Raw genomic sequence first — 16,659 nt, 5'->3', positions numbered from 1 at the left:
AATGAGCACTTTCAACAATAAACGGTACGGAGCGGGGTTTAAAGCCTTGCTCTATGCACTCATCGTCACACTTGCCGCGATAGGTTCCTTAGCCGGCACTGGATCTGCTGCGGGATATGCCGCCCCTAAGTCCGGCGAGGAGAAGTATCCTTTTCCTCATAATACGACGTATCCGCACGGCATCATGCCGAGCCTCGACCGGGATACGCTGAATCGGGATATGCAGAATTTGTATACAAAATGGAGATATCTCTATCTGACCTCCGAGGGTACCAAAAATCCAGGAGAGCTTCGGGTGAGAAGTGATGGCAGCTACAAGCATGGAACGGCTTCAGAAGGGATGGGCTATGGCATGCTTATCTCCGTCTAAATGGCTAATTCCAGCAATAGCGGCCACAGCGATTTTGATGCGCTGTATCGCTACTATAAGAGCCACATTACACCGGGTTACTATTTAATGGCATGGAAGATCGATAAGGATGGCAACACCGTGGATCCATATGTAGCACCGGATGGGGATATTGATGTGGCGCTTGCCTTGCTGATGGCCCATAAGCAATGGGGCAGCAAAGGTGAAATTAATTATATGGAAGAAGCCCAGAAGATTATCGCGAATATCATGGAGCATCTTATCTATAAGCCTTCTTACATCGTGAAGAAAGGGATCAACACCACTTCATCCGTCATCAGCTCATACGAAATTCCTGCCTGGTTCAAGCTGTTTGGTGAAGTGACAGGCGATGAGCGCTGGGATAAAGCCGTGGAAGCAGCGTACGATATGTTCAGTCATTACTATCATTTGAATCCCAATACGGGTTTGGTGCCTTATCAGTGGACATTAACGAACGGGGAGGCTACTTATTCGGGGGGAGATACGAATTATGGCTTCGATGCGAGTCGAATCCCGTGGAGAGTCGGACAGGACTTCCTATGGAACGGAACTGCTAGCGCTTTGGCCCATGACTTCCCAGACCGTAATGTGAAATGGTTTATCGAGAAAATCGAGGGTAAACCGGAAAACACTTACGCCAGCTATAATATCGATGGTTCGAACAGAGCGACATACTATAGCCCGCGGAACATGGTAGGCCCGATGGCCGTAGCTGCTATGGTGGATTCATCGAATCAGGCTTCGCTCGATCTGATGTACAATTATTTGAGAACCCTGGAGCCGACGACCGATTGGCCGGGCGGGTATTTTCAGGATACTGTAATGGTTATGAGCATGCTGGTGCTTACCGGCAACATGCCTAATTTCTATGACGAAAAGCCATATCCGAAAGATACGCTGCCAGAAATAACGCCGACGGATGCAACACCGCCTTCCAAGCCGTTGAATGTTACGGTGACCGGACAGACTTTGGGCACCATTGATCTTGCTTGGGATGCTGCTGCCGACGATCAAAGCGAGGTTACTTATGAGATCACAAGAGGTTCATCCCTCATCCATGTGACGAAGAATACGAGTGCCAAGATCGATTACCTGGACCCAGGAATCGAATATAGCTTTACAGTAATAGCGAGGGATAGAGCTGGCAACAAAACTTACAGCGACACCGTTAAAGCTTCTACTGTTGCAGATACAACCCCACCGGCTCAACCGACAGGGCTTCGTGTGAGAGCCGCTTCGTTGAACAGCCTAATATTAGGCTGGAGTCAAGCTGCCGACAACGATATGAATGGAAGCTTGGCATACGATGTGTATGTCGACGATAAGAAAGTCAATACGGAAGACATCTATTTTACAAGCGGATACAGAATTAATGATCTTAAACAGGCAACAGCATATTCCATCAAAATCGTAGCCAAGGACAAATCCGGGAATACCTCGACCAGCAATGTATTCCTTGCATCTACAACCGCGACGGACGTCACTCCTCCGTCCAAACCTTTTTTTTTGAAGCCAACCAAGATCAAAAAGGATCGTGTGACGCTGGAATGGGAACCATCAACGGACGATGATACGAAGGGAACCATTACCTATGATGTGTACAAAGGTACGGAAAAAGTAAATCCGGTTCCGCTTACGAATACCTCCTTTACGGTAACCGATTTGACGCCACAGACGGAATACGTCTTCAAAATAGTGGCCAAGGACGCTGCCGGGAATACTAGCGAGGGCTATATTTATGAGGTTATGACAGAGAAATAGGGGGAAATAAACGAAGTTGTAGTAAGCGCTTTCTATTCACATTTGGAGGCAGGCTAGAGTAGTTGCTTTGGCCTGTTTTCAGATGATTATATAAATACTCTGTCCATAAGGAGGGGAAAAGGCGTCAAGGTATTTTTATTCTAAAAAATTAAATATTGGAGGTTATCATGATGACTGCTAATCGATCAAAAAGGACGTTTCTCCCGTTAGTTATCCTGGTCTTTATCCTGATGAGTGTGAATCTGTCGACTCTCTCACTACAAGAAGCGCATGCTGCGGGGACTACGTATTATGTCAGTCCTTCCGGGCAAAATGCAAGCGGATATGGGACAGATCCATCGACACCCTATCGAACGATTCAATATGCCGCGGACAGAACGAACCCCGGTGACACAGTCTACGTGATGAACGGCACCTATAACGAGACAAGCAATCAAGGCGTGTTTATCGTGACGCGGTCTGGGGCTCCCGGCGAGTATATTACTTACAAAGCTTATCCGGGCCACAAGCCTAAGCTCCATACGAGCACAGCATGGAATCATATCCTCATTCGAAGCGCTTCCTATATTCGGATCGAAGGGTTCGAGATCGAAGGCAACAATGCGAATCTTTCACTTAGTGCGGGAGAAGCCAGATACAATCACTATATGCAGAATAAAGACGCCGGAACGGTGAATTGGGACTATATGGCGCAAACCAATACAAACGGCATTTATATTAGACCAACCGATGCCAATAGCCCGAATCCGAAGCATATTGCAATTGCGAATAATATGGTTCATGATGTTCCGGGCGGGGGGATCGTATCGGAGGAATCAGACCATATCTATATCGACAACAACACGGTTTACAATACCTCATGGTTTACGATCTACGCAACAAGCGGCATTAGTGTATTCCACTCCTATAATTCCGACAACAACACATCCGCTTATAAGAATATCGTTAGAAACAATCGCGTCTATAACAACAAAACCCTTGTGAAATGGGCTAAGCATGAGGCCTATTCAGACGGTAACGGGATCATTATCGATGACAATAAGAATACGCAGCTTAATGGAAGATTAGCCCCCTATACCGGTAAAACCCTCGTAACCAATAATCTTGTTTATCTAAATGGCGGCTCAGGGATTCACTCCTACTCCAGCGCGAATGTTGACATCATTAACAACAGCTCTTATCAAAATTCCTCGCAGCTCAATTATGGCGAAATCTATGCGCAAGGCAGCACGAATGTGAAGCTGTACAATAATGTGATGTATGCTCGCTCAGGCAGGGCTGTAAACCCAAATGGGAGTAACAGCAATGTCACTTACAATTATAATCTCTACTACAATGGAACGCCTGCTGTAACCGGACCTAACGATATCGTCGGGAATCCGCTCTATGTCAACCCAGCAGGAGGGGACTTCCACTTGCAGTCAGGGTCGCCGGCTATCAATTCAGGTACGAGTAACTTAGCCCCATCCAATGACTTCGCCTATAATCCGCGGCCAGTAGGAGGTGCTGTGGATCGCGGAGCATATGAATTACAGGGAGGCGGAGAAATCTCCCGGACCAATTGGACGGTGGCTTCCTCAGGCAGTACAGGCATGTATCCAACCAACGCAATCGATAATGACATGAATACCGCGTATTACTCAGGCGCAAGCATGAGTCAGGGGCAATGGTTCCGTATCGATATGGGATCCCCGCAGCAAGTAAGCCGAATCAAATTCCTCTCATCCGATTCGAATAACTACCCAAGAGGAGTCAATGTTTACGTGTCGAACGACTTTACTTGGGGAACGGTTGTGGCGACATTAACGAATAATTCGAACCCTGTTATTGATTTAACGTTCCCTGCAACGACAGGACGGTATATTGTAGTAGCTATCAATACGAACAATAACGCATGGTGGCAAATTAACGATTTTAGAGCTTATCAATAAGATGTAAGCAGAGCCGTCTTAACATGTGCTGACATGTTAGACGGCTCTTTTGCATTCTAGCGCAATGTTCTTAAACGAACATTTCGAATCTTAAAACTGCGTTCTATACTTTCAAGCATGCAATCGGTATGTTGGTATAAAAGGAGTGGTTCTATGCTAGATTATCATTATACGTTTGAGGATTGTTATGTTTTGTTAGAAGGTCATACACTTAAAATCGGGAACAAGACCTTCGAAAGGACTTGGAGTGTCAAAGAAGATATTCCGACTGTTATATCGTTATTAAATAAAGTAACCAATAAAGAATGGTTTACGGTGGAAGATACTCATGATTGGTTAACAAATGTCAATCAAAAGTACGCTTTCTATCATTCTTCCTTTATTTATGGTGAGCGTTCAAGTCTTACGGTCGAAGCCAAACTGGATGATGATTGCGGCATTGCCAAAGAACACTTACGTGTGGAAGTTTGTCTGGCATATAAGGATTGTGCAGTGAGATGGATCCATATCGTTTACCCGGCATCTCCTTTAATAAGATCCTTTGTTAATGTCAGTCTGAAGGATGGAGTCAACCTTCCTGTTCCTGCAGAGAAAGCCGAGGTTACTCCAGCGAAGAGAGCGCATTTCAAGGAGCTTACGGATGATTACCAGGACAGCTTTCCTTTGGAGCCCGTTCATATGGGATGGAAGAGTGTGGAGTTTATCGATGTGACCGATGACTTTGACAATCTTGTTTTTACTCGAAAAGGACTTTTCTCCAGGCGTGAACGCAGGTTTATGAATGGAAATCTACTGGTTGTAAATGATCATTTGTCCAAGGATGGATTAACGTTCATCAAGGAAGGGCCTACACCTCTTGATTATCTTGGTGATGTCGACAGCGATTTTTTTATTCGAGGAATGAATGTATTTGCAGTTGGCTGGGGCTTTGACCGTCATGACTTGAATCGTCATCGAACGCTAACGACTTATGGAAGCACAATCTTGCTATGGAGCGGAGACGAAGAGGCTGCTCTATCGGCACTCCATCAATACCATAATACGATTCATGTGTTCAACCCTGATAAAGATGCCTTCATCATGTCCAATACATGGGGAGATCAATCCTCTGACGGGAGACTAAGCGAGCAATTCCTGCTGGAGGAGCTTGGGGCAGCGAAAAGAACGGGAGTTACCTTCTATCAAATCGACGACGGCTGGCAGAATGGAACAACCGCTAACTCCGTTCTTCCTGGCGGCGCATGGGGAAAGGGCTATTATAAACATAACCCTGATTTCTGGAAGGTTAACGATAAACGGTTCCCTAACGGGCTTGAGCCGATTATCGCGTCCGCCGAAGAGAAGGGGATAAAAATGGGGCTATGGTTCTCTCCTGACTCGATCAATGACTTCGAAAATTGGGAGAAGGACAGTCAGGTATTAATTAAGCTTCATCAAAAATACGGGATCACAGCCTTTAAGATGGATGGCATTGAATTTACATCCAAGGCGGGAGAGGAGAATCTTAACCGTCTATTAAGAAGAGTGCTCGAAAATACCGATCGTAAAGTGTTTTTCAATATGGATGTGACTGCTGGCACAAGAAGCGGCTATTATGGGCAGTTGCAGTATGGTTCTTTATTTCTCGAAAATAGGTTTACAGGAAAATTTGGCGCTTGGCCGAATTATTTTCAGCACTGTACGTTAAGAAATGTCTGGATGTTATCGCGTTACTATCCGACTTATCGCATACAAGCGGAATTTCTGAATGTCAAACGAAATGCTCATCTGTATGAAGGGGATGTATTGTCGCCTTCAGCTTGCGGGTTGGAATATGCTTTCGCGATCACGATGTTCGCGAATCCGCTGGCCTGGATGGAACAGACGGGTCTGGATGAAGAGTCTGTTCGGATTCTTGAGCGTATTGTGCCTAAATATAGAGAGGTTCAAAGCGATATTCTTGCGGGGCATGTCCTGCCTATTGGCGAAGAGCCCAATGGTACCGTTTGGACAGGCTTTCAATCCATCACGTCAGAGAAGAGCGGTTATCTGTTAGTGATAAAGGAACGAAATAGCGGCAACGCGCATGACTATCGCCTATGGAGCTTGAAAAATAAACAATTGCAGTTGGATTGTATACTGGGGACAAGCAAACAAATAAAGGCATCGACAGATGATAAAGGGTATGCAGCGTTCGAATTGGACGGTCAGTTTACCTATGCTTTATTCCGATACACCGTAATTTGATGAAGAGCCGCCCTGGAACATGATGTTCTAGGGCGGCTCTTGTTAATTCGAGCGGCTGCTCCTGTAATCCTGAGGAGTCTGGCCAAAATGTTTTTTGAACAGCTTGATGAAATAAGGCGGGTTCTGATAACCGATTTGAGAGCAGATCTGATAAATTTTGTCGTTTGTATGCCTCAGCAGCCAGGCTGCCTTCTCCATTTTCTGATTGATGATGTAATCTCTTATATTTTCGCCGGTTTCCGATTTGAAGATCGTAGATAGATAGACAGGATGCAAATAAATTTGGTCGGCGAGCGCTTGCAAGGTGACATCTTCAGACAGGTGGTCATGGATATATTGCTTCACTTTCTGAATGACATTCGTTTTATTGTCTACAATGCCATACTCCATATCATCAAATAGCTTCTCGATAAATTCTAGCGCCCAGGTTTCCAGCTGCTTAATGCTAGCGAATGAACGTCGGGACAGAAAAGCATCATAGTCGCTCTGCAGCAGCTGCCCCATTGTTTTTCCGTTCTTGTGTGCTGCATAAGCAAAGGCGGAAGAAATATGAAAGTAAACCTCCATAAGATGATCTTGCGTAAAATTAGGCAAATCCCTCAATTCTTGAGCGATCGAGTGTATTTTTTGAATGGTAGCTTCCCGATTGCCAACATCGAGCAGATGCTGGAAGGTAGGAGGCTCGTACAAGGCTTGCATGGAATGGATATGATCCGGTTGATGCTCATGTGATAAGGTCATATAAATTCCGGTGTTTTGACCGACGTTTCTGCGCATGGCGGTGACGCACTCCTGATACATGGCGGGCACTTTCATAGGAAAATGATCCCATTTGCTAACGACGACCGATATGCTGCGTTTAAGAAAATTTTTGACATTCTCATGCAGACGCATGGCGGATTGCTCAATAAGCCGCTGCGCTGCCTCAGCTGAATCTGTACCGGGACTTTGGAGCTGAGCGGCCTTCTGATCGCTTAACTTGGCTATAATGACCAAATAATCATAGGCGTCCTTGGCGTGCAGCAGCTTGAAATGCTCGTTCATCGTTTCTTCCGCGATATTGGCAATCGCAAATTCGAACAAGGCTACGCTTTCCAGATCATAATTAGTAAAGGATTCTTCCAGGCGAATAAGGATGATCGCGAATTGGTCCTCGTTATGAAAAGGGAATTGTAGAAGATCTAGCTTATGCGCAAGTTCTTTGGCTGCTATTTTCCTCCCGCGAATCAAGTCGTTAACCAGGGCAGTACGAAGCAAGGGAAGATTTTGTTTCAGAGCAGCCGAAGCATTCTGCAAAGATACGACTTGCTCCCATTCTTCATCTAACCGCTGCGTCATGCGCATAGCGGCTGCAAGAATGTCTTCGTCCCTCGCGGGCTTGAGCAAATATTCGACGACTTGAGAGGACATCGCTTGTCTGGCATATTCGAAGTCGGAATAACCGGTATAGATGATGCACTTCGTTCTCTTATTGAGCTCTCTTATTTTTTCGATGAGCTCCAGCCCGGTCACTTTCGGCATTCGTATATCGGTAATGACGATATCGACGTTATGGGTGTTCATCAACTGCAATGCTTGGGCCGCCGAGTATGCTTTGAGTACATACTCGATCTGAATCGTCGACCAAGGAATCGTCTTCGCAAGCGTGTCCACAACCAAACGTTCATCATCCACGATTAATAAAGTGTACAAGCGATAACCCCCTCGTTAGTCGTTCTTCTTGGGTTCCTCGGACGCCACACGCCATCTTAATACGACCTTCAATCCGCCTAACTCGGAATCCGTCAAAGTTACGCTGGATTCTTTGCCGAATTGGAGGATTAGCCGCTGGGAGACATTCCAAAGGCCGCATAATTGCTCTTGGTTGCTGGAATCCATTAATTTATGTTGCATGGCAGTCCGCTCTTCAGCTGTCATGCCCTCGCCATTGTCTTCAACGGAAAGCGTGACCTCCCCTTGATGGATCGTTCCGCTTATCCGAATCAATCCGGCTTCCTCCACGGATGAAATGCCATGTTCAATGGCGTTCTCCACGACCGGCTGCAGCAGCAACCGAGGCAGCGCTAGATGCATCATCGTTTCCGGAATATGGATCTGATAATCAAGCTTATGATGCCTTAGCTTGTGAATCTCCAGATAGTTCACAATAAGCTCGATCTCTTGTTCCAGCGAGTTTAAAGAGGTCTCAAGTCTTGTCACGTACCGATAGTATTCTCCCAAATGAATGCTCATTGAGACGACCGATTCTTCGTCCTTCATACGGGCGCTGTTTTTGATGAAATTTAAGCAGTTATACAGGAAATGCGGATCAATCTGTGACTGCAGCTGTTTCAAGGTCGCTTCCTGCATGCGGATTCTAGATTCATAGACTTTCTCGATCAATTCTTGAATCTGCTGCGCCATCAGGTTGAATTGCTCGATCAGGTACATAAATTCATAGTGCCCTTTGTAGGTCATTCGTTTGGAGTAGTCGCCTCGCATTAATGCGCGAACGGAACCAATGAGCAATAAGACGGGCCTCTGGACATTCCTGTATATCATGAACGATAAGAACGCTCCAATCACAACGAGTACCCCGACCGTCACATAAAATATGGCACTCATTTGATCGATCGGAGCCAATATATCGTCAATCGGCACATAGTCTATCAAATACCAACCGAGCGTCTCGGACGGTTGAATGGTGGCCATATACTCATGTCCCGCTAAGTCAACCCTAATACTTTTCTGATGAATGAAAGCGTCATCGCCTATCTCGGATAAGAGCTCGTAAGCGATTTCAATTTGCGACGTTGAATTATGAATAGGCGGCAATCCCGGCTTATACAATAACGGATCGTTCACATTGTTATTGGCTTTGAACATATCCAGCAGCATGACCAGATTTTTCTGAGAGAAAGAAACCTCGGTAATAACGTTATACTGATCGGCACGTCTATTCGCGTTGTAGGTCGGTTCTACAAAATATCGCATAAAAAAGTTGTCGGACCCGTAGTGGAAGTCTGCCGTATGGTAGGTCCAAGCTTGTGACATGTTTTCATCGATGTATGCGCCATCGAACTCCGGGACGCTAGCCATGCTTGAAACATTCTTCTGGATCTGCGGGGCGTGTACGGTAATGATGTTCTGCCAGCTAATAGAAGAGCTTGTCAGGCCTAGCTTTTCCGATAGATTAGACAAGAGAAAATAACGATCATAAGGCTCAGGCGGATAGACAGCCGAAGCGAAGGCTCGTACAGACGGATCGCGATTCAAGGATAGGGCGAGAGTACTCAACTGATCTGCAGTGGAATCGATCTGATGCGACAGCAGCGCTAAGTAGGTCTCGCTGGACTTCTCTATTTCCTCTCGTACGACATTATTGCTAATTCGGTTTGAATACAACGATAACAAAATGATAGGCGTAAGAAGGCAAATCAGAATGATGTTCATTTTTTGATACAAGCTTATTCTACCATGCATGCAAAGCGCCCCCCAAGCGAATTTCCAAACTCCTTAAACAAACATAGGCTTTCTTAAAACCATACTATAGTTGCTCTTATCTCTCCATGATAAATTAACATATAACAACTGGAGTAAGAGTACAAGAGAGGAGCGGTTGATATGAATAAAGGCCATAGTGTTCTATATTTCATGTTAATACCCGGGATTGTTTTGGTCCTTATTTTCAATTATTTACCAATGGGCGGTCTTGTGTTGGCTTTTCAGAATTACAAGCCGTGGCTGGGCATTTTCGGTTCTGATTGGGTAGGCATGGAGCATTTCCGGGCGTTGTTCTCGAGAGAGGACAGCTTGCAGGTTATATGGAATACCTTTGTCATTGCCGGTATGAAGATTATCGTGGGGTTGGTCGTGCCGGTCCTATTCGCTATTCTGCTAAATGAAATTAGGCAGATGGGTCTTAAGAGAGCCGTTCAAACCTTGGTTTATTTGCCGCATTTTATGTCCTGGGTCATTCTTGGCGGTATTCTTCTCGATTTGCTCTCGTCACGCGGGCTTTTTAACGACGTGATCCTTCCGATGTTTGGCATCGGTCCGATACCGTTCCTTACGGATGGCGATTGGTTCCGATTCGTCGTGATAGCGAGTGATACCTGGAAAGAGTTCGGATTCTCGACCATTGTGTTTCTAGCATCACTCGCCGGAATCAATCCTGCTTTATATGAGGCGGCGGAAGTAGACGGAGCAACGCGGTTCAAGCAGACCCTGCATATTACGCTGCCGTCGATGGTACCGATCATTGTCGTGGTGGGAACCTTGTCCCTCGGCAGTATATTAAATGCGGGCTTCGACCAAATCTTTAATTTGTACAATGCGCTTGTATACGATAAAGGCGATATTATCGATACCTACGTCTATCGGGTAGGGATACTAAGCAGTCAGTTCAGTTTTGCCAGCGCCGTTGGGTTATTCAAATCGGTCATCGGATTCATCTTGATTGTGATTGCTTACCGGCTTGCGTATAAGTTTGCCAACTATCGTATTTTCTAGGAAGGAGCTTGAAGGATGTATCATAAGAGCAAAGGTTACCGAGTGTTTTATGGCTTAAATATAGTGTTCCTCATATTGATCTCGTTGATGTGCATATTTCCGTTAATCCATGTATTGGCTGTTTCTTTCAGCTCCGCGTCAGCAGCTGCGGCGAATCTGGTTACATTGTGGCCGGTTGATTTTACGCTCAAATCCTACGAAGAGACCTTGTCGAATAGCAAATTTCTAGATGCGCTGTTAATATCGGTAGTACGGGTTGCTTTAGTCTTGTCATTAGGAATGATTGTGACCGTGTTGACCGCTTATCCTTTATCCAAGTTTAATCTCAAAGGCGGGAAGTGGCTTGCTTGGTTCTTCGTCGTTACGATGCTTTTCAATGGCGGGTTAATTCCGGGATATATTCTTATTCTTGAGCTGGGGATCATGAACACGCTTTGGGCGCTGATCCTGCCTAACATTGTTAATGTGTATAATATTATTCTCATGCTTAACTTCTTCCGCAATATTCCGCGGGAGCTGGAGGAAGCGGCTTTGATCGACGGCGCGGGGCAGCTCGTGACATTATTTCGCGTGTATTTGCCCGTATCCTTGCCTTCGATTGCGACGATTGCATTATTTATAGCCGTTCAACAATGGAACTCTTGGTTTGACGGACTGATCTACTTGTCCGATACAAGCATATGGCCTCTTAGCACGCTGTTACAAAACCTCTTGATTGCGCCTGATTTAACGAATAATGCGATTGATTCGGAGACTTTGGCGCAAATGTCTGAGAAGACGATACGCGCATCGCAAATCTTTATCGGGGCGCTGCCGATTCTAATCGTATATCCATTCTTGCAACGGTTTTTCGTCAAGGGCATCGTTCTTGGAGCTGTTAAAGAATGAAAAAAAGAAATTAATTTAACATATCAAATCTTAAAAGCTTATTCTATTGATTCTCGCAAACACCAATTATGCTGAAAGTGTAGAAAACAAAACTTAACGAAGGGGTAGATCAAATGGTTCAAAAGAAAACTCGCAAGATGATCGCAACGCTGTTAACGATTGTACTAGCGCTCAGCATGTTGGCGGCTTGCTCGTCCAACAACAACAACGGCAATGCAAATGGAAACGGTAACAATCCAGCGAATAACGGCGGCGAGCAAGTTCAAGAAACGGAGAATCCGCAAAGCGATGGATTCGTGAACGGGAAGTTTGAGCCTGCGGTAGAAATCAGCACATTTAAGTGTAATAACAATCTTCAATACCGGGAAGGCGAATCCATTCAAGACAATGTGCATACGAGATGGGCGAAAGACGAGCTCGGCATTCAAATCAAATATGATTGGGTGACAAGCGGAGACCAGTGCGCGAACAAAATCCGGTTGGCTTTAGCCGGTAATCAGGATCTGCCGGATGTTATGGTAATCGGCGATTACCAAATGCTTGGCGAGCTTATCGAGGCTGGCAAAATCATGGACGTGACGGAAGCATTCGATAAATATGCTTCCGACCAAGTGAAAGCGATCTACGGTCAAGATCCGAGCTATTGGTTCAGCGTTTCGAAAGACGGCGCGAAATATGGCATTCCTACTTTGAATGAATCCATGAATAACGATTCCGTCCTTTACATTCGTCAAGATTGGTTGGATAAGATCGGCATGCCGGCTCCGACCAACTTCGAGGAGCTCGAGAAGGTCATGGAAGCTATGATAGCAGCGGATTTCAACGGCGACGGGAAAAAGGATGCGCCGCTTGCTCTAGGTCTTAAAAATGATCTCAATCCATTAGCCACGTATATGACCGATGTCAGCTGGGTGTTCGGCGGCTTTGGCGCAATCCCTGGTTATTGGAATACATGGAATGACGAGAATACGCTGGAGTATGGTTCTATTCAACCAGAAGTGAAAGAGGCGCTTGCGAAGCTGCAGGAATGGTTCAAGAAAGGCTATATTTCCCAGGACATTGGATTGCTTGATGAGCGTAAAGGCTCCGAACAGTTCACTTCGGAGCAGTCCGGTATCATTGCGGGTCCGATCTGGATGTACAACTGGCCAATCCAAGCTTCATTAATGAAGAATAATCCGAACGCGGTTGTTACCCCTGCACTAATTCCTGCGGGACCATCAGGGAAAGTGGGCAGACATGGAACGACAATCCCTGGACAAGTGATCGTATTTAGGAAAGACTTCGAGCATATGGACGCGTTCATGCTGTATCTGAACAAGCTTTATGAATACAATAACCCTGTAGCTGGAAGCCCTTATGAGAACGGTTGGCATGAAGGCTATGATTATGTGATCAAGGACGGCAAGGTCAGCAGAGCGAGAGCGGATTTCCCGGATGAAACGCCAATCGATGTATCCAAATATTTCATCATGGAAGGCGTTAAGCTGGTTGATCCACACTTATCGCTGGAGATTAGACGGAAGCTATATAATGGAGAAAAACCAGTTACACCGCAAGAGCTGCAATGGTTCAACACGGCAACGGAAGAAGAAAAGGCTAATCCGAAAGCCAATAAAACTTGGCAGGCTGTTGATGTAGTCTTGCAGCAGAAGGACACCTCGATCCTTGATATGTATCTGGGAGCGCCTACCGAAACGATGGTCAATAAAGGCGAGGCACTGCGGACCTTGGAGCATGAGACCTTCTTGAGCATTATTTACAATAAAGCGCCAGTAGACGATTTCGACAAGTTCGTTGAGAAATGGAAAGCATCTGGCGGAGATGAGATTACGGCCGAAGTCAACGAATGGTACCAATCGGCAAAAAATAAATAGTCTGAAAGTAGAACCGGCCATGGAGAATCTCTCCATGGCCGGATTCATGCAGGGGGAGATCGAATGAATCAGTGGACGTTATCGAACGAATATCTCGAGGTTGTTTTTAATAGCGAGAACAATAGGCTCGTCGTCACCGATAAACGCTGCCTGAAAACATGGGAGCAGATGCCGCTTGGCGAAGGTCAAAGAATAAGCCGGGTTACCCAAAGCGGCAATTCTCTGTGCCTAGATATGCATGCGCCTTTTCCTCTTCAAGTCATCATTGAGCTTACTGCTGATGCGGAGCTTAGCTACACCATTACAGCGGATCTTGACGCTTCCTTTGAGAAACTAGCTTTCCCCGCTGCTTTTGTCACCCCAGATAGGAACCATTACTTACTTCAGACGGATAGTGAAGGCTTGCTGCTTCCCGTGGATGATAACTTCTATCCGCTGGAGGAGCAACCTATCTTCTTCTGCGGCGGGGGCGCCGCTATGGCCTGGATCGGCATCACGGATTCGTCGATGGAAACAGGCTATATGGCCATCTTTGAAACACCCTACGATGCGGCAATTTCACTCCATCGCGAACAAGAGTTGATCACCTTCGCGCCCGTCTGGCTTAGTTCAATGGGCAAGTTCGGCTACGAACGCAAAATCCGGTACGTCTTTTTCGATAAAGGCGGTTACATTGCTCAGTGCAAAAAATACAGATCCTATATTTGGCCGAAAAATAACGTATTGACCCTCAGGGAAAACCAGGAGCGGTTCCCGGCTATCGAGAAAGTGCTAGGAGCCGTGCACATCTACATTTGGGACAAGGCGCGTGAAGTGAGCTTTGCCGAGCGGTTAAAGGAAGCCGGGATCGATAAAGCTTTATTTCTCTGGAATGCCAATCACCTGCCGTATCCGGAACGTGATCACAGCAGCAAGCTGAAGGAGCTTGGCTACGGAACGGGAGGCTACGAGCTTTTCACCGACATTCATCCGGATTCCGAACAGACAGCTGTCCGTTTAAAAGAAATTCCTCTCAAACGCAATGTATACCCCGGCTTGTTCGATCAGCTTGTGTCAAGAAAGCGGGATGGCACAACCTACGTTAACCAGTTCGGAACGTATGTATGTCCGGAGGCGGTTAGGCCGGAGATGATGAAGCGGGTTGAACGAGAGACCAGCATCTATACGCATGAAACGTATTTCCTGGATGTGTATCAAGCCAACGGCATATACGAATGCTACCATCCGGAGCATCCCTTGTCCCGCCAGCAATACGCAGAAGCGATTGTTCGAAATTACGAGCTGCTCGAGGAGAAATACGGCGTGTTCCTCGGCGGAGAATTCGGAGCGGACTTTACCGGTTCGCACGGTGTATACGTGCATGGCATGATGACGCTTCAGCGTACTTGGTTCGGTTCCGAAATCAACGAGAAGGGCACTATTTATCATTACGGGGATTGGAAGAACAATGCCAGACCGTCGATCATGCTAGGCGCGCGAACGGCGCCGGAACCTTATTTGCAATACTCCATTAACGAATATACGCGGGTTCCGTTGTACGAGTTGGTATATCACGATGCGGTCGTCACATCTTGGCGTTGGGAGGATTGCAACCATCATAATCCGGAAATATGGTGGAAAAAGGATCTGTTTAATATTTTGTACGGAACGGCTCCCTTATGGTCCATTGATCAAGACCGGTGGGAAAGCTTTCAAGTTAGCTTTATTGAGAGTTACAATCGCATTTGTCCGTGGCTGCAGGAAATCTGCTACGATGAGCTGCTAACCCACCGCTTTGTCAGCGAAGACCGCAGCGTACAGGAATCCCGGTTCTCCTCAGGAAAGCGAGCTGTGGTGAACTTTGGAGACAAGCCCTATTCGTTCGAAGGTCAAACGATTCCAGCGAGGGGCTTCCTCACCTTATCCAATAAAGGAGAGGGTCAACAGTTCTTCTGATAAGTATTCCGTTGATCGCACTGAAGCATTACCGTAGAATTCACATTCCGAGCGGCCAATCCAGAGAAACCTTTACCGTGACGCCCCAGATGCTCATGCTGCTTGATGAATCCATGGAATGGGTCGTGGAGCCGGGCGAGTTTCTGCTGATGCGGGGTGCATCGTCCTCGGATATCCGTCAAGCAATCAGCCTGTTCGTTGATTAGAACGTAAGAGAAGATGAAAGGGGATCAGGCAAATGCCGATCCCCTGCTTTATTTCTATTGCTTATCGTATACGGTTCTTGCTAGTTCTTAATCCCTTCCAGGATTGCTGCCGTATTTGAGAAGCTGTAAGTTCTGTCGATTGTTTGATAAGTCGTGAAAAATGATGGGTCGTCTTAAAGCCGCAGCGTTCGGAGATTTCAGTTATAGTCAACCCGGTATGAACGAGCAAATTAATTGCCTGCTTTATTCTTAAGCTCCATAAATAATGGATTGGCGTGTCGTTCTCGTATTGACGGAATAAGCGTACGAGATGCTCGGAAGAGACGCCCGCTTGTACAGCCAGCTCCTGCAAAGATATATCGTTCGCATAATTTTCCTGCATCCACGAAATGGCCTTATATACGGATGGATGTTTTTCCCTTTCGTTCACCAATCGCAAAGATTCCGTAGGATACAGCTGAAGTGCCGCTAAACCAAGCGTGCAAATGATTGGATCATCAGAATATGAGCTGTGCTGGAGAGTCAGAATCAAGTCCGTTAATCGATTCATCTCCTCTGTCAATGGAAGAACGGAAGGCAGTCCGTCAAGAAAAGCGTACAGCTCCTCAGACAAACCTTGTACATGAACAGCAACCCAACGATGCCAGGTATCTTCCGCCTTTGCGAAAGCAAAGGCTTCTTCCCGGCCTGGCATTAATTTGACTACACAGCCGGGTTGAACGCTTAGAAGCTGTCCATTGATAACAATATTCATAGAACCGGTATAGAGCATAACAAGCTGTATGTCCTGCTGAATTCGCGGACCGAATCGTCCGCCGGGCGGATATACGATTGAACCTGCGGTAACCGAATGTACGCTTTCCAAAGAAATAGCAGGGGCTGGCGATAGGGTCATAAAATATTCACCTTCCTGGCTCAAGCTTCAAATGTAATTGTAGTTCCGTCTCCATGTG

General features: G+C 46.2%; 11 protein-coding genes and 1 pseudogene. 9 read left to right on the top strand and 3 right to left on the bottom strand.

What is annotated here, in order from left to right; all coding sequences use genetic code 11:
• Nucleotide 1: 1 nt before the first annotated feature.
• From H581_RS38990 to H581_RS0120120, 4 genes and pseudogenes are all read left to right on the top strand, one after another.
• Nucleotides 2-1,219, top strand: a pseudogene (locus H581_RS38990) (glycosyl hydrolase family 8); the annotation flags it as partial.
• Nucleotides 1,214-2,152 (top strand): fibronectin type III domain-containing protein, encoded by a 939-nt coding sequence (locus tag H581_RS39485; RefSeq protein ID WP_342663444.1) that lies wholly within the window; start codon nucleotides 1,214-1,216, stop codon nucleotides 2,150-2,152. The pseudogene H581_RS38990 and the gene H581_RS39485, both read left to right, overlap by 6 nt.
• Before the next feature lie 167 nt (nucleotides 2,153-2,319).
• On the top strand, nucleotides 2,320-4,083 hold the full coding sequence (locus H581_RS0120125) for a discoidin domain-containing protein (RefSeq protein ID WP_156889647.1): 1,764 nt from the start codon (nucleotides 2,320-2,322) through the stop codon (nucleotides 4,081-4,083).
• 153 nt (nucleotides 4,084-4,236) lie between these two features.
• On the top strand, nucleotides 4,237-6,309 hold the full coding sequence (locus H581_RS0120120; protein ID WP_028611593.1) for an alpha-galactosidase: 2,073 nt from the start codon (nucleotides 4,237-4,239) through the stop codon (nucleotides 6,307-6,309).
• A gap of 42 nt (nucleotides 6,310-6,351) precedes the next feature.
• Here H581_RS0120120 and H581_RS0120115 read toward each other — a convergent pair whose 3' ends face one another.
• Both H581_RS0120115 and H581_RS0120110 read right to left on the bottom strand, forming a co-directional pair.
• Nucleotides 6,352-8,001: a response regulator gene (locus H581_RS0120115; RefSeq protein ID WP_028611592.1), complete on the bottom strand. Its 1,650-nt coding sequence runs from the start codon at nucleotides 7,999-8,001 to the stop codon at nucleotides 6,352-6,354.
• 15 nt (nucleotides 8,002-8,016) lie between these two features.
• Nucleotides 8,017-9,771, bottom strand: coding sequence for a sensor histidine kinase (locus H581_RS0120110; protein ID WP_028611591.1), 1,755 nt, complete (start codon nucleotides 9,769-9,771; stop codon nucleotides 8,017-8,019).
• A gap of 141 nt (nucleotides 9,772-9,912) precedes the next feature.
• Between H581_RS0120110 and H581_RS0120105 the strand changes: the two genes are divergently transcribed.
• From H581_RS0120105 to H581_RS0120085, 5 genes are all read left to right on the top strand, one after another.
• A complete protein-coding gene (locus tag H581_RS0120105; RefSeq protein ID WP_028611590.1) occupies nucleotides 9,913-10,800 on the top strand; it encodes an ABC transporter permease in 888 nt (295 codons plus the stop codon).
• 15 nt (nucleotides 10,801-10,815) lie between these two features.
• Nucleotides 10,816-11,688 (top strand): carbohydrate ABC transporter permease, encoded by an 873-nt coding sequence (locus H581_RS0120100; protein ID WP_028611589.1) that lies wholly within the window; start codon nucleotides 10,816-10,818, stop codon nucleotides 11,686-11,688.
• A 113-nt stretch (nucleotides 11,689-11,801) separates the two neighbouring features.
• Entirely contained in the window at nucleotides 11,802-13,565 is a 1,764-nt protein-coding gene (locus H581_RS0120095) for a type 2 periplasmic-binding domain-containing protein (protein WP_051251109.1), read from the top strand.
• Nucleotides 13,566-13,628: 63 nt separating this feature from the next.
• Nucleotides 13,629-15,500: a glycoside hydrolase gene (locus tag H581_RS0120090; protein ID WP_036719481.1), complete on the top strand. Its 1,872-nt coding sequence runs from the start codon at nucleotides 13,629-13,631 to the stop codon at nucleotides 15,498-15,500.
• An 11-nt stretch (nucleotides 15,501-15,511) separates the two neighbouring features.
• Nucleotides 15,512-15,706 (top strand): fibronectin type III-like domain-contianing protein, encoded by a 195-nt coding sequence (locus H581_RS0120085; protein ID WP_028611586.1) that lies wholly within the window; start codon nucleotides 15,512-15,514, stop codon nucleotides 15,704-15,706.
• Nucleotides 15,707-15,767: 61 nt separating this feature from the next.
• Here the strand turns inward: H581_RS0120085 and H581_RS0120080 are convergent, their stop codons facing one another.
• Nucleotides 15,768-16,601 (bottom strand): helix-turn-helix domain-containing protein, encoded by an 834-nt coding sequence (locus tag H581_RS0120080; protein WP_036719478.1) that lies wholly within the window; start codon nucleotides 16,599-16,601, stop codon nucleotides 15,768-15,770.
• Between the last annotated feature and the right edge of the window lie 58 nt (nucleotides 16,602-16,659).

The sequence above is a fragment of the Paenibacillus harenae DSM 16969 genome, assembly GCF_000422465.1.
GTDB lineage: Bacteria > Bacillota > Bacilli > Paenibacillales > Paenibacillaceae > Pristimantibacillus > Pristimantibacillus harenae.
The sequence above is the reverse complement of the archived record's forward strand: the minus strand, read 5'-3'. Positions and strand labels throughout refer to the sequence as shown.

Bases quoted from the DNA above. Each gene is read 5' to 3' on its own strand.
- H581_RS39485 (WP_342663444.1), top strand. From the start codon at position 1,214: ATGGTTATGAGCATGCTGGTGCTTACCGGCAACATGCCTAATTTCTAT.
- H581_RS0120125 (WP_156889647.1), top strand. From the start codon at position 2,320: ATGATGACTGCTAATCGATCAAAAAGGACGTTTCTCCCGTTAGTTATC.
- H581_RS0120120 (WP_028611593.1), top strand. From the start codon at position 4,237: ATGCTAGATTATCATTATACGTTTGAGGATTGTTATGTTTTGTTAGAA.
- H581_RS0120110 (WP_028611591.1), bottom strand. From the start codon at position 9,771: ATGCATGGTAGAATAAGCTTGTATCAAAAAATGAACATCATTCTGATT.
- H581_RS0120105 (WP_028611590.1), top strand. From the start codon at position 9,913: ATGAATAAAGGCCATAGTGTTCTATATTTCATGTTAATACCCGGGATT.
- H581_RS0120100 (WP_028611589.1), top strand. From the start codon at position 10,816: ATGTATCATAAGAGCAAAGGTTACCGAGTGTTTTATGGCTTAAATATA.
- H581_RS0120095 (WP_051251109.1), top strand. From the start codon at position 11,802: ATGGTTCAAAAGAAAACTCGCAAGATGATCGCAACGCTGTTAACGATT.
- H581_RS0120090 (WP_036719481.1), top strand. From the start codon at position 13,629: ATGAATCAGTGGACGTTATCGAACGAATATCTCGAGGTTGTTTTTAAT.
- H581_RS0120080 (WP_036719478.1), bottom strand. From the start codon at position 16,601: ATGACCCTATCGCCAGCCCCTGCTATTTCTTTGGAAAGCGTACATTCG.